The following is a 12000-nucleotide window of genomic DNA, read 5'->3' on the forward strand; positions in this document are numbered from 1 at the left end:
CGCGGGGGAGCCGCCATCCGTGGTCCATGACGGCCCCTAGGCGGAAAGGTGCGCGAGGTCGTGGTCCGACCGCCGGTGGAGGTAGCCGGGATCGAACAGGGCGAGCCCTTCCAGGCCTTCCCGGTCGTGGATGACGAGCCGCTTGCTCCGCAGCTCGACCATCCCCCGGGCCTTCAGCTCCTGCAGGGTCCGGTTCACGTGCACGGTGGACAGGCCCATGGCGTCGGCGAGGTCGGACTGCGTGAGCGGGAGCTCGCAATCGGGCCCGTTCTGCCGCCCGATCACCTGAAGGCGGGTGGCGACCTCGCAGAACAGGTGGGCCAACCGCTCCGCGGCCGTGCGCCGGCCGAGGCTGACGGTCCATTCGCGCTGGATCTCGGCGCTGACCAGCATCTCCCAGTTCATGGCCTCGGCGAGCGCGAAGCTCCGGGCCGCCATGGCGCGGATGGTCGGCCCCGGCACCTTCGCCAGGGTGACCGAGGTGATGGTCCCGAGCGACTGGTCCATCGTCGGCAGGAGGAAGACGTGGGGGTCGCACATGTCCCCCGGAAGCAGCAGGGACACGATCTGGCGCCGCCCGTCGAGCAGCACCTTGTAGCGGCAGGCCCAACCGTCCAACACGACGTTGACCACGTTGGGCTCGACGCCCTCGTGGATGATGTTCTCCCGCGGGCCGAGCCGGTGAGTCCTCTCGACTGCACTTTCCAGCATTCGCCGGTCGTCGGGCGAGAGGCGGACGAAGCTTTCCATCTTGCGCACGAACGGGTTCGACATGGGATATCGCTTCTCCTCCCGTCAGCTTGCCCACCCTCGCCGCGGTGTCCATCACATGGGTTATAGTTCGCACGGGGAGTAGCATATCGAGGCGATGCCTGTGACGGGCCCCCGTCGACCGGCTCGGGCCGCGGCTCGACGGCGGCGAGGACTTCGGACCGGCCTTCGCGGCCGGGCCGGTCAGCCGGCCGGCGCGTCAGGGATGCCGCTTGGACCTGGCCGGCCTCAGGGCGTTGGCGATCCGCCACGTGATCGTGAACGACCACAGGCAGAGGGGCGCGACGGCGCCGGCCGCGACGCCGAGGCCCCAGCCGATCTGCTCCCACGGCCGCCACCGCTTCGGCGACATCGGTCCGCTGCCCAGGCTCATGGTCTCGGGTTCCCGTGGGCGCACCGCGGCGGTGCGGAGAGGTCGCGTGTGGCCGCCGCGCCGCGCCCGGCCACCCCGCGCACAAGCTCACGGAATCCCTCCCTTGGCCAGGACCTTCCGCCGGCACTCCCGGGTGCCGCGATGCCGCACCGAAGCGCCGGTCGGGGGACGGGCGCGGAGCCGTTCATGGCTCTCTCACGCGATCCGTGCGAGGACGCGTCGCGGGCCCCGAGGCCCGACGCCGAAGATCCGAGAAGAACACATCCATGAAGCTGACCCGAGCCGCCCTCTGCGCCGCCCTGATGCTGGCCGCCGTGCCGGCCTTCGCCGCCGGACCCATGAGCGACAAGGAGAAGATGCGCGCCCAAGCCGAGCACGACTGTTACGACGACGTGCAGAAGCTCTGCTCGGACGTCACCTCCGACGAGGACAAGGTGAAGTCCTGCATGAAGGCCCACCACGCCCAGCTCAGCCCGAAATGCGCCAAGGACTTCGACGCCGGCATGGGCAAGTAATCAGATCGCGCCGGCCCCGGCCGGGGCCGGCGCCGCCGCAGGCCGCGCCTGCTCGGTCCGGCCCGCCCCGGGCCGATGAAGAGGGGACCACGCCCTTGAACGCTCTGACGTCCGTGCTGCTCGACCTCGACGGCACGCTGGTCGACTCGAAGCCCGGCATCGTGGCGAGCCACCACGCCGCCCTGCGCGAGCTGGGCCACGTGCCGGACCCCGGCATCGACCTCACCTTCGTGATCGGCCCCGTGCTCGGGGACGTCATCGGGCAGGTGCTGGCTCCCTACGGGGAAACGCGCGCCGCCGAGGCCGTCGCGGCCTACCGGCGCCACTACGCCGAGACCGGGATCTTCGACGTCGCGCCCTACGAGGGCGTGGCCGAGCTCCTGCCCGCCCTGACCGGGGCCGGCCTCCGCCTGTATCTGGCCACGTCGAAGCGCACCGCCTTCGCGGCGCGCATCCTCGACCACCTCGACCTCGCGCGCCACTTCGCCGGCATCTACGGCTCCGAGCCCGACGGCTTCCGCGACCACAAGCCGGAGCTCATCGCCGACATCATGCGGCGCCACGCCATCGCGCCCGGCACGGCCGTCATGGTGGGCGACCGCCGCTACGACATCGCGGGCGCCCACGCGAACGGCATCCGCGGGATCGGGGCCCTGTGGGGCTACGGCGGGCGGGCGGAGCTCGAAGCCGCGGGCGCCGACCTCCTGGCGTCCAGCCCGGCCGACCTCCGGACGGCGATCGCCGGGCGGTGAGCCCGAGGATCCGGAGCAGGATCGGGCCGCAAACGTTGCAGTCTTCCCGTGATCGGCCGTCCCGCCTAAGCCGCGACAGGAAAAATCAATGCTAAAAGCGCGAACAGCCTCGAAATATGAGGAAGACGCGCGCTGTGGCCGTTGCATGACGGTGAGTACAGCCCCATAGCTTGCTCAGGCCCGTCGCAAAGCGTGGCCGTTTCTGTAGCCCGCGAGCGAGAAGATGAACGACAGCGCCGAAACGTTGCACCCGCATATCGAGACCACGGCCGAGATCGTGGCGGCTTATGTTTCCCGCAACTCCGTCCCGATGGCGGAGCTGCCGAACCTGATCCGCAGCATCCACTCCTCGCTGTCGGCGCTCGGCGCTCCCCCGGTCGTCGAGGCGCCGGCCGCCCCGCTCGTGCCCGCCGTGCCGATCAAGAAGTCCGTCACCGACGAATACATCGTCAGCCTCGAGGACGGCCGCAAGTTCAAGTCGCTGAAGCGCTACCTCGCGACCTCGCATGGCATGACGCCCGCCGAATACCGCGCCAAGTGGGGCCTGCCGCCCGACTATCCGATGGTGGCCCCCGCCTATGCGGCGAAGCGCTCCGCCCTGGCCAAGACGATCGGCCTCGGGCGCAAGGCCGCCGACACCGCCGAGCCGGCCCCTGAGCCAGAGGCTCCGGCCGTCGAGGAGGCCGCGCCGCCGGCCGCCAACGACGCCGTCAAGAAGCCCCGCAAGCGCGCCACCAAGGCGGCCTGACCCGCCCGGCCGCACCCGGCCTACGGAGAGGGGGATCGGCGCCCGACACCGGCGCCGCGATCCTCCGCGCGACGGAAGAGGGGCCGGGCGCGACCGAGCCGATGCCGCGGACACCGCGCGCACCGCCTCCGGCCCGCCCGCCGTCCGGAACCGATGCCCGCCCGCGCCGGGCCGTCACGTCGCCCGATGGGGCGCCTGGAACGCTTCGACGTCCTCGACGGGCTGCGCCGCCGCCGGCCCGCCCGTCCGCTCCGCGTCGTCGCGCGGGCGGATGCGCAGGCGCTTGACGCGGCGCGGGTCGGCGTCCAGCACCTCGAAATCGAAGTCCGGATGGCCCGTCACGACCTCGCCGCGGAGCGGCAGGTGCCCGCACAGCGCGGTGACGAGGCCGCCGACCGTGTCGATCTCCTCGGCGTCGTCGCCGACCGTGAGGTCGACCCCGACCGCAGCCGACACGTCGTCGAGGGCGGCCCGCCCGTCGGCCAGGAAGGTCCCGCCCGGCTCGGCCTCGATCAGCGGCGCTTCGTCCTCGTCGTGCTCGTCCTCGATGTCGCCGACGATCATCTCGACGATGTCCTCGATGGTCACGAGCCCGTCGGTGCCGCCGTATTCGTCGATCACCAGCGCCATGTGGGTGCGCGACGCCTGCATCTTCCGGAGCAGGTCCAGCGCCTGCATCGAGGGCGGCACGAAGAGCACGGGGCGGATCACGTCGGACAGGTCGAGCGGCGTCGCCAGCGTCACGGCCCCGCCCGGGCGGTCGCCGCCCTTCGGGTGGCCGCCGACGAGGATCTCCACGAAGTCGCGGATGTGGACCATGCCGCGCGGGTCGTCGAGCGTGTCGCCGTGGGCCGGCAGGCGCGAATGCCCCGCTTCGCGGAATACGTTGAGCACCTCGCCCAGCGTCATGTGCTGGCCCACGGCGATGACGTCGGCGCGCGGCACCATGATGTCCTCGACGCGCAGCTCGTGCAGGCCGAGCACGTTGCGCATCATGGCGCGCTCCTGGACCGAGAAGGCGGCGTCCGCCCCCGTGTCCTCCAGAGCGTCCTCGATGTCGTCGCGGATCGACGCCGCGCCGAGCCCGAACACGGACCGCACCCGGTCGAACAGGCTCGCGCCGGGGGGAGGGGAGGCCTTGGCGCGCTTCGCGGCGGCCTCGCGGGCGCGGTCGTTCACGGCGCCGGCCTCACGGGGTCGGAGTCCCGCTCCGGCACGGAGCCGGCATAGGGGTCGGGCAGGCCGAGCCGCGCCATGGCGCGCGTCTCCATCGCCTCCATGGTGTCCGCCTCGGCCTCGTCCTCGTGGTCCTCGCCGAGGAGGTGCAGCGTGCCGTGCACGACGAGGTGGGCGACGTGGTGCTCCACGGGCCGGCCCTCGGCCTCGGCCTCGCGCTTCACCGTGCCCCAGGCGAGGGCGATGTCGCCCAGCATCGCCTCGGCGCCGGGCCCCTCGGTCGGGAAGGACAGGACGTTGGTGGGCTTGTCCTTGCCGCGCCACTGCGCGTTCAGGGCGCGGATCGCGTCGTCGTCGCAGAACAGGCAGGACAGCTCGACGCCCTCGTCCGGCTCCACGCCGGCTTCGGCGAGCGCCGCCGCGGCGGCGCGCTCCACGAGGGCTTGCAGGTCGGGGATCGCCGCCCAGGACGGGTCCTCGACCGCGAGGTCGACCGTGAGGCTCATCGGCTCGGGGCCCGCGCCTCTCCGCGGGCGTCCTGCGCCGCCCTGTCGTAGGCCTGCACGATGCGGCGCACGAGGTCGTGGCGCACCACGTCGCCCTCGCGGAACTTCACGTGGCCGATGCCCTCGACGCCGGCCAGCAGGTTTACCGCCTCGGTGAGGCCGGACTTCTGCCCGGCCGGCAGGTCGGTCTGGGACGGGTCGCCGTTGATGATCATGCGCGAGCCCTCGCCGAGGCGCGTCAGCATCATCTTCATCTGCATGGAAGTGGTGTTCTGCGCCTCGTCGAGCAGGATCACGGCGTTGCTGAGGGTGCGGCCGCGCATGAAGGCGAGCGGCGCCACCTCGATTATGCCCGTCTGCATGCCGCGCTCGACCGTGCGGGCGTCCATGAACTCGTTCAGCGCGTCGTAGATGGGGCGCAGGTAGGGGTCGATCTTCTCGCGCATGTCGCCGGGCAGGAAGCCCAGCCGCTCGCCCGCCTCGACGGCGGGGCGCGACAGGATCAGCCGCTCGACCACGCCGCGCTCCAGCAGCGACACGGCGTGGCCGACCGCGAGCCAGGTCTTGCCGGTGCCGGCCGGCCCTTCGGCGAAGACGAGCTCGTATTTCTTCAGGGCGCGCAGGTACAGGTCCTGCGCCACGGTGCGGGCCTTGACGCCGCCGCGCTTGCGGGTGCGGATCTCGTCGAAGACGAGGCGCTCGTTGACGGCCTCCGAGGCCTCCTTGGGGAACAGCGAGGCCTGCGTGGCCCCCTCCTCGATGGCGCCGTCGACGTCGCCGGGCGCGATCGACTCCCCGCGCTGGACGCGCGCGTAGAGGGCTTCGAGCACGCGGCGGGCGTGCTCGCAGGCCTCCGGCGCGCCCCGGACCACGATGTGGTTGCCGTTGGGGTTGGCCACCACGTTGAGCCGCCGCTCGAGCTTGGCGACGTTCTGGTCGTACTGGCCGAGCACGAGGGCGATGAGGCGGTTGTCGCCGAAGGTCAGCGTGACCTCGGCGCGCTCGGTGGCGCCGCCGAGCCCGTCGGCCGGCAGCCCGTCGGGGCCGAGCGAGGGGGCGGGATAGCGGGCCTGCCCGTCGAGGGGCGGCACGCCGCCGTCGCGGACGGAGCGGCGGACGGGTGTGCGATCGGGCGACTTCATGATGCCAGCCGCTCCAGGGCGGGGGTGGGGTCCTCGGCGGCCGGCCGACCGAGGTCGGGCAGGCGGCCGGCGAGCGAGTTGGGGCCGACCGACAGGATGTCGACCGGCTGCACGGTGCCGATGAGCGAGGCCGGCCCTTCGAGGTGGACGGCCTGGAGGTAGGGCGAGCGACCGCCGAGCTGGCCGGGGTGGCGTCCCGGCTTCTCGATCAGCACGTCGAGCCGGCGGCCCACGGCCGAACGGTTGAACCGCTGCCGCTGCTCCTCCAGCAGGGCCTGCAGGCGGTGCAGGCGCTCGTCCATGACGGCGGCGGGGACGTGGTCCGGCAGGTCGGCGCCGGGCGTGCCGGGCCGCGGCGAATATTTGAACGAGAAGGCCGAGGCGAAGCCGACGCGCTCCACCAGGGCCAGCGTGTCGGCGAAGTCGGCTTCGGTCTCGCCCGGGAATCCGACGATGAAGTCCGACGACAGGGCGATGTCGGGCCGGGCCGCGCGGATCTCCCCGATCAGCGCCAGGTAGGAGGCGGCGTCGTGCTTGCGGTTCATGGCGTGGAGGATGCGGTCCGAGCCCGACTGCACCGGCAGGTGCAGGAACGGCATCAGCGCCGGCAGATCGCGGTGGGCGGCGATCAGCTCCGCGTCCATGTCGCGCGGGTGGCTCGTCGTGTAGCGGATGCGGGCGAGGCCCGGCAGGTCGGCCAGGGTGCGGGCGAGGCCGGCGAGCGTCCAGGCGCGGCCGGCGGCGTCGATCCCGTGATAGGCGTTGACGTTCTGGCCGAGCAGCGTGACTTCGCGCACGCCGGCGTCGAGCAGCGCCCGCACCTCGGCCACGATCGCCTCGGGCGGGCGGGAGCTCTCGGCGCCCCGCGTGTAGGGCACCACGCAGAAGGAGCAGAACTTGTCGCAGCCCTCCTGCACGGTGACGAAGGCGGACACGCCGCGCGCGCGCGTCTTCGCGGCCGAGGGCGCGGCGAGGTGGTCGAACTTGCTCTCGACGGGGAAGTCGGTGTCGACCACGCTCGCGCCGGCACGCGCACGGCGCACGAGGTCGGGCAGGCGGTGGTAGCTCTGCGGGCCGACCACGAGGTCGACGGCGCGCTGGCGGCGGATGATCTCGGCGCCCTCGGCCTGGGCCACGCAGCCCGCGACCGCGAGCGTGACCGGGCGCGCCGACGCTTCCTTCATCTCGCGGATCTTGCCGAGCTCGGAATAGATCTTCTCGGCGGCGCGCTCGCGGATGTGGCAGGTGTTGAGCACCACGAGGTCGGCCTCCTCGAGGGTGCCGGTCTCGGCATAGCCTTCGGGGGCGAGCGCGTCGGCCATGCGCGTCGCGTCGTAGGCGTTCATCTGGCAGCCGAAGGACCGGATGAAGAGCTTCAGCGGCCGGGTCTCGCCCTCTGCGGCAGGGGCGTCGACGGGGAGGCGGGGCTGCTGAAGGGTCGGGTCCGTCATGGTCTCGCGGATTGCGCCGGGGCGGGCATGCCGCCCGGCATCTTAGGGATTTCCGGCGCCGATACGACCGAAATCCCGGCCGGGAGGCCGGAAAACCGCCGCGCGCGGCGCCGCGCCCTTGAGATGTGCATGCGGACGGGGCTTCGGAAGGGGGGGAGGAGGCGCCCGCGGCGTCAGCCGTTCGCCGGCCCCACCACATCGTCGATCGCGATGCCGAGCGCGCCCGCCAGGGACCGGCAGGTGGCCACGCTGCCCGTCGCCCGGCCGGCCTCGATCTCGGCGAGATCGGCCGGGGAAACACCAGCGGCCACGGCGAGGGCCTCGGGGGACAAGTCCCTGTGCTCGCGCCAGATCCGCACCGGCGGCTCGCCGTCGAGCAGGCGCATCAGGAGTTCGACGGGGAGGTGGTCAGCGCGGGCCTCGACCCGTCCGAGCGCCTCTTCGCGAGCGTCGGCGGCGAACAGTGCCGCGGTGTCCTCGGCATCCTCCAGGGCAGCGATCAGCGCGTCATAGTCCGATGCCCGGAGAGTGACGGTATCCTCGGTCCGGGCGATGGGGCGGATTGCGTTCATCGATACACCTGATCTCGCTTCGCGATGCGGTCGACGATCATCTCTGACGCGGCGTGGTCCAGCCTGTAGATGGCGCGCCAGTCCCCCTGCCTCACCCTGAAGCCGGGCTGGTCGGTCAATCGCCTGGCCCACGGATAGGTCCCCCGCGGGTCATCGGCCACCATGCGCAACTTGGCGATCAGATCACGCGAGACCTCGGCCGGCGCTCTGAGGAGCGCCTTGCTCGCAGCCGGCGAGAAGATCAGCTTCATGCGCCATCGTCGCCGGTCTCAATCTTTGCTGCAACGGTCACGACGTCCGCAGCGGATGATCCGGCGATGTCGTCGAGCGTCGTCAGCCGATCGTCCGCCGCAGGATCAGCGCGGTCGCGGGCGGCGCGCCCTCGACCCGGTAGTAGCCCTGGCGCCGGCCGACCTCGGCGAAGCCGAGGTTGGCGTAGAGCTTCCGGGCCGGCGCGTTGGTCTCGCCCACCTCCAGGAACCAGGACTTCACGCCGTGGCGCACCAGCAGCTCCATGTTGGCGCGCATCAGCCGGCCGGCGACGCCCTGGCGGCGGTTCGACGGGTCGACCACGATCGTGAGCACCTCGGCCTCGTCCGCGGCGCGGCGCGACAGCACGAAGCCCTGCATCCGGCGCGGGTCGCGGGTCTCGACCACGGCGTGGCCGAAGGAGCTTTCGGCGCCGATCAGGCGCTCGAAGTCGAGCGCGTCCCAGGGATGGGGGAAGCCGGTCGCGTGGAGGCGGGCGCAGTCGTCCGCGCGGTCGCCGTCGAGCGTGACGACGTGGCCGGGCCGGGTCCATCCGAACATGGCGCTCCTCAACTCGCGGAAGCGGGGGCCACGAGCCCGCTCGGGCGCGGCGGCGTGGCGTCCGGCGCCTTGAGGTAGAGCGGACGGGCGAGGGCCGTGTCGGGGTCGGCCAGGAGGCCGAGCCGCGCCACGAAGTCGATGTCGGGCAGGGCGTGGAAGCCTTCCGTGTCGGCCGTCACCCCGAGCGCGAAGGCGGCGCGGGCCACCGCCGGCCCGCCCGAGCCGATGAGCCGCAGCGGCCCCTGGCCCAGCGCCCGCGCGGCCTCGCCGGCCGACATCAGCGCGGGCGGCAGCAGGGTCTCGCCCCGCGCGCCGAAGCTCTGCACGAAGACGTTGCCGTGGCGAGCGTCGATCGCGGCCACGATGGGCGGGCGGGCCCCGACCGCGATGGCGGGCGCCGCGAGGGCGGCCAGCGTGGACACGCCGACCACCGGCACCCCGCAGGCGAGCCCGAAGGCGCGGGCCGCGGCGACGCCGATGCGGATGCCCGTGAAGGAACCCGGCCCGATCGTCACGGCCACGCGCGTGAGGGCGCCGAACCCGCCCGGCAGCCGCGCCACCACGCGGTCGACGAGCGGCAGCAGGGCTTCGGCGTGGCCGGCCTCCATGAACAGCGTCTCGGTGGCCAGCGGCTTGGTGTCGCCCGGGGCGAGCAGGCAGGCCGAGGTCGCCGCCAGTGCCGTGTCGATCGCCAGGATCACCGCCGCATCATCCCCCGCCGGGCGCGCGGGCGGTCACGGGATGTGACGGCGATGCGGCCGAGTCGCGGCGGCGGCAAGGCCGCGCCGTCCTCCCGCCCTATCAGATCTGCTCGACGGCGTGAACTTCCGGCACGAAATGCTTCAGAAGATTCTGGATGCCGCTCTTCAGCGTCGCGGTCGAGGACGGGCAGCCCGCGCAGGCGCCCTTCATCTTCAGGTAGACGATGCCGTCCCGAAAACCCTTGAAGGTGATGTCGCCGCCGTCGCCGGCCACGGCCGGGCGCACGCGCGTCTCGATCAGGTCCTTGATGGTGTCGACCGTGTCGACGTCGGCGTCGTCGAAGAACTCGTCCCCTTCGGCGCCGTAGGCGGCGGGCGCGGCGTGGCCGGCCTCGAGCAGCGGCGCCCCCGAGGTGAAGTGTTCCATGATGGCGCCGAGGATGGCGGGCTTCAGCCAGGCCCAGTCGCTGCCGTCCTTGGTGACGGACACGAAGTCCGCGCCGAAGAACACGCCCGACACGCCCTCGATGGAGAACAGCGCCCGGGCCAGCGGCGAGCGCTCGGCGCCGGCCGCGTCGCGGATGTCCAGCGTGCCTTCCGTCATCACCGGGCGGCCGGGGAGGAACTTCAGGGTGGCGGGGTTCGGGGTCTGCTCGGTCTCGATGAACATGGATGATCCTCCGGCCGGTTCAAAGCCGGCCTCAGACGGGTGATGTGGGGACGGCCCCGGCCCGCTTATAGGGTCGGAGCGGCGCATCCGCCACCGAAGGCGCGTGCGGCCCCCCGCGACGGGGCTCAGCGGAAGGCGGTGTAGCGCGTCCTCGGCGGCACCTGGGCGGCGCGGGCCGGGTTGCGGGCGGGGCGGCGCACCACGGGCGGGACGGGCTTGGGCGCGGGATGGCGCTGCTCCAGCGTGATGGTCATCAGGCCGCCGGCCAGCGCGAAGTTCTTGAGGAACTCCCAGAGGTGCTCGCGGCCCTCGCTCTTCACGTTCTGGGCCAGCAGGTCGTCGTACTTCCAGAACTGGTGGTACATGGCCGCCGTGACGGCGCAGAAGCCCGCCAGGACGAAGGCGGCCTCGCGGTCGCCCTTCTCGGCCACGATCATGACCGGGGCGATGGTTTCCACCGCGATGCCGAGGTCGAGCAGCAGGTTCGGGTCGGGCAGGGGGCCGGACTCGGCCTGCTGCAGGGCCTGCTTGCGGTTGTAGATCTTGTCCGCCGCGCTCGGCGGGAACAGGCAGACCATGCTGATGCGGGTCAGGGTCCGGAGGAACTGGTTGCGGATCATGCGGGCGGCTCCAGAGGGTCGGGGGGCGTGCCCCGGCCGGTTCGGAACTTGCCGTGCCGGTGTTCGGATCCTGAGCCGTCCCTTCGCGGGCGCGTCCCCGCTCAGTTCGAGGGCGGGGATCCCGCCGTGAGCGTGCCGAGGAAGGCCAGCAGGTCGTCCTTGTCGCCCTCCGACAGCGCGAGCGGGTGGATCTCGTCGGCGCGGCTCGGGCGCGGGACGCCGCCCCGGTCGTAGAGATCGATCACGGCGCGCAGGGTCGGCAGCGAGCCGTCGTGCATGAAGGGGCCACGGCGCGCGACGTCGCGCAGCGTCGGCGTCTTGAAGGCGTAGCGGAGCTTCACCGAGGTCGGGAACAGCCGCCCCCGGCCCACGTCGCCGCCGGCCGCCGTTCCGATGTCGTGGAACGAGCCGTCGCTGAACGCCCAGCCGGAATGGCAGGACGCGCAGCCGGCCCGGCCGTTGAACAGGGCGAAGCCGCGCTTCGCCGCCGGCGTCACCGCCGCGCCGTCGCCCGCCGCCCAGCGGTCGAACGGCGCCTCGCCCGACAAGATGGAGCGCTCGTAGGTCGCGACCGCCTGCTCGATGCCGCGCCGTTGGATGTCGGCCGTGCCGAAGGCGTCGAGGTATTCCTGGACGTAGGCCGGCTTGGCCTTCAGCCGGGCGATCGCCTCGGCCTCGGGCAGATCCATGTTGTCGTGCGCCGTGATGGGCGAGAAGGTCACGGCCTCGATGTCGCGGAACTTGCCGTCCCAGCCGAGGCGGCCCATCCAGGCCACGTCGATCAGGCTCGGCGAGCGCAGGGCCATGGGCGAGCCGGAGGTCCCGACCGAGCGGCCCAGCCCGTCGCTCCACGAGCGGGCCGGGTCGTGGCAGGTCGAGCAGGACAGGTTCCCGGCGCCCGACAGGATGGGGTCGAAGAACAGGTCACGGCCGAGGCGCGCCTTGGCGGCCGAGAAGGGGTCGGCCTCGGGATAGGGGATGGCGGCCGGCGGCGCGTAGAGGGCGAGCTGCGCGGCCTCGACCTCGTCGATCCGGTCGCCCGAGGTCGCCTCCGAGCGGCACACGCCGACGAAGGAAACGCACAACGCCAGGAGCAGACGCCACCGTCCCATCAGTCACCTCGGGGTCGAGTGTGACTGGATGTTCATAACAAAACATGGACGCTGGCGTTTCTGGAAGCGATTCCTTCTCGG

16 protein-coding genes are annotated in these 12000 nt (G+C 72.4%); 3 read left to right on the forward strand and 13 right to left on the reverse strand.

Features of this window, described 5'->3' with window-relative positions; all coding sequences use genetic code 11:
- Positions 1-36: 36 nt before the first annotated feature.
- Both L7N97_RS14585 and L7N97_RS14590 read right to left on the reverse strand, forming a co-directional pair.
- Positions 37-774, reverse strand: coding sequence for a Crp/Fnr family transcriptional regulator (locus tag L7N97_RS14585; protein ID WP_237479070.1), 738 nt, complete (start codon positions 772-774; stop codon positions 37-39).
- Positions 775-970: 196 nt separating this feature from the next.
- Entirely contained in the window at positions 971-1144 is a 174-nt protein-coding gene (locus L7N97_RS14590) for a hypothetical protein (RefSeq protein ID WP_237479071.1), read from the reverse strand.
- Between the two features lie 266 nt (positions 1145-1410).
- Between L7N97_RS14590 and L7N97_RS14595 the strand changes: the two genes are divergently transcribed.
- The 3 genes from L7N97_RS14595 to L7N97_RS14605 all read left to right on the forward strand — a co-directional run bounded on the left by L7N97_RS14595 (position 1411) and on the right by L7N97_RS14605 (position 3159).
- Positions 1411-1659, forward strand: coding sequence for a hypothetical protein (locus tag L7N97_RS14595; RefSeq protein WP_237479072.1), 249 nt, complete (start codon positions 1411-1413; stop codon positions 1657-1659).
- A gap of 95 nt (positions 1660-1754) precedes the next feature.
- Complete coding sequence (locus L7N97_RS14600; RefSeq protein WP_237479073.1) at positions 1755-2411, forward strand: HAD hydrolase-like protein; 657 nt, start codon at positions 1755-1757, stop codon at positions 2409-2411.
- A gap of 223 nt (positions 2412-2634) precedes the next feature.
- Positions 2635-3159, forward strand: a complete 525-nt coding sequence (locus tag L7N97_RS14605; protein ID WP_237479074.1) for a Ros/MucR family transcriptional regulator — start codon at positions 2635-2637, stop codon at positions 3157-3159.
- Between the two features lie 174 nt (positions 3160-3333).
- On the opposite strand, the gene L7N97_RS14610 is transcribed toward L7N97_RS14605, so the two are convergent.
- The 11 genes from L7N97_RS14610 to L7N97_RS14660 all read right to left on the reverse strand — a co-directional run bounded on the left by L7N97_RS14610 (position 3334) and on the right by L7N97_RS14660 (position 11919).
- Positions 3334-4338 (reverse strand): hemolysin family protein, encoded by a 1005-nt coding sequence (locus L7N97_RS14610; protein WP_237479075.1) that lies wholly within the window; start codon positions 4336-4338, stop codon positions 3334-3336.
- Positions 4335-4841 carry an rRNA maturation RNase YbeY gene (gene ybeY / locus L7N97_RS14615; protein ID WP_237479076.1) on the reverse strand — a complete coding sequence of 169 codons (507 nt, stop codon included), beginning with the start codon at positions 4839-4841 and terminating at the stop codon, positions 4335-4337. The genes L7N97_RS14610 and ybeY overlap by 4 nt, the downstream gene beginning before the upstream one ends.
- Positions 4838-5983 (reverse strand): PhoH family protein, encoded by a 1146-nt coding sequence (locus L7N97_RS14620; RefSeq protein WP_237479077.1) that lies wholly within the window; start codon positions 5981-5983, stop codon positions 4838-4840. Before L7N97_RS14620 ends, ybeY begins: the two co-directional genes overlap by 4 nt.
- The gene (miaB, locus tag L7N97_RS14625) at positions 5980-7434 is read right to left on the reverse strand and encodes a tRNA (N6-isopentenyl adenosine(37)-C2)-methylthiotransferase MiaB (protein WP_255721667.1); all 1455 of its coding nucleotides are present in this window, start codon (positions 7432-7434) and stop codon (positions 5980-5982) included. The genes L7N97_RS14620 and miaB overlap by 4 nt, the downstream gene beginning before the upstream one ends.
- A gap of 173 nt (positions 7435-7607) precedes the next feature.
- Positions 7608-8006 (reverse strand): helix-turn-helix transcriptional regulator, encoded by a 399-nt coding sequence (locus L7N97_RS14630; RefSeq protein ID WP_237479078.1) that lies wholly within the window; start codon positions 8004-8006, stop codon positions 7608-7610.
- On the reverse strand, positions 8003-8257 hold the full coding sequence (locus L7N97_RS14635) for a type II toxin-antitoxin system RelE family toxin (RefSeq protein WP_237479079.1): 255 nt from the start codon (positions 8255-8257) through the stop codon (positions 8003-8005). Before L7N97_RS14635 ends, L7N97_RS14630 begins: the two co-directional genes overlap by 4 nt.
- Before the next feature lie 82 nt (positions 8258-8339).
- On the reverse strand, positions 8340-8816 hold the full coding sequence (locus tag L7N97_RS14640; RefSeq protein WP_237479080.1) for a GNAT family N-acetyltransferase: 477 nt from the start codon (positions 8814-8816) through the stop codon (positions 8340-8342).
- Positions 8817-8824: 8 nt separating this feature from the next.
- Positions 8825-9517: a tRNA (adenosine(37)-N6)-threonylcarbamoyltransferase complex dimerization subunit type 1 TsaB gene (gene tsaB / locus L7N97_RS14645; protein WP_237479081.1), complete on the reverse strand. Its 693-nt coding sequence runs from the start codon at positions 9515-9517 to the stop codon at positions 8825-8827.
- Between the two features lie 100 nt (positions 9518-9617).
- Positions 9618-10187 carry a NifU family protein gene (locus L7N97_RS14650; RefSeq protein WP_237479082.1) on the reverse strand — a complete coding sequence of 190 codons (570 nt, stop codon included), beginning with the start codon at positions 10185-10187 and terminating at the stop codon, positions 9618-9620.
- Between the two features lie 125 nt (positions 10188-10312).
- Positions 10313-10807: a DoxX family membrane protein gene (locus tag L7N97_RS14655; protein WP_237479083.1), complete on the reverse strand. Its 495-nt coding sequence runs from the start codon at positions 10805-10807 to the stop codon at positions 10313-10315.
- A 101-nt stretch (positions 10808-10908) separates the two neighbouring features.
- On the reverse strand, positions 10909-11919 hold the full coding sequence (locus L7N97_RS14660) for a cytochrome-c peroxidase (RefSeq protein ID WP_237479084.1): 1011 nt from the start codon (positions 11917-11919) through the stop codon (positions 10909-10911).
- Between the last annotated feature and the right edge of the window lie 81 nt (positions 11920-12000).

The organism is Lichenibacterium dinghuense (assembly GCF_021730615.1).
GTDB classification, from domain to species: Bacteria; Pseudomonadota; Alphaproteobacteria; order Rhizobiales; family Beijerinckiaceae; genus Lichenihabitans; species Lichenihabitans dinghuensis.

Bases quoted from the DNA above. Each gene is read 5' to 3' on its own strand.
- L7N97_RS14595 (WP_237479072.1), top strand. From the start codon at position 1,411: ATGAAGCTGACCCGAGCCGCCCTCTGCGCCGCCCTGATGCTGGCCGCC.
- ybeY (WP_237479076.1), bottom strand. From the start codon at position 4,841: ATGAGCCTCACGGTCGACCTCGCGGTCGAGGACCCGTCCTGGGCGGCG.
- L7N97_RS14635 (WP_237479079.1), bottom strand. From the start codon at position 8,257: ATGAAGCTGATCTTCTCGCCGGCTGCGAGCAAGGCGCTCCTCAGAGCG.
- L7N97_RS14660 (WP_237479084.1), bottom strand. From the start codon at position 11,919: ATGGGACGGTGGCGTCTGCTCCTGGCGTTGTGCGTTTCCTTCGTCGGC.
- L7N97_RS14590 (WP_237479071.1), bottom strand. From the start codon at position 1,144: ATGAGCCTGGGCAGCGGACCGATGTCGCCGAAGCGGTGGCGGCCGTGG.
- L7N97_RS14640 (WP_237479080.1), bottom strand. From the start codon at position 8,816: ATGTTCGGATGGACCCGGCCCGGCCACGTCGTCACGCTCGACGGCGAC.
- L7N97_RS14620 (WP_237479077.1), bottom strand. From the start codon at position 5,983: ATGAAGTCGCCCGATCGCACACCCGTCCGCCGCTCCGTCCGCGACGGC.
- L7N97_RS14630 (WP_237479078.1), bottom strand. From the start codon at position 8,006: ATGAACGCAATCCGCCCCATCGCCCGGACCGAGGATACCGTCACTCTC.
- L7N97_RS14605 (WP_237479074.1), top strand. From the start codon at position 2,635: ATGAACGACAGCGCCGAAACGTTGCACCCGCATATCGAGACCACGGCC.
- L7N97_RS14585 (WP_237479070.1), bottom strand. From the start codon at position 774: ATGTCGAACCCGTTCGTGCGCAAGATGGAAAGCTTCGTCCGCCTCTCG.
- miaB (WP_255721667.1), bottom strand. From the start codon at position 7,434: ATGACGGACCCGACCCTTCAGCAGCCCCGCCTCCCCGTCGACGCCCCT.
- L7N97_RS14655 (WP_237479083.1), bottom strand. From the start codon at position 10,807: ATGATCCGCAACCAGTTCCTCCGGACCCTGACCCGCATCAGCATGGTC.
- L7N97_RS14650 (WP_237479082.1), bottom strand. From the start codon at position 10,187: ATGTTCATCGAGACCGAGCAGACCCCGAACCCCGCCACCCTGAAGTTC.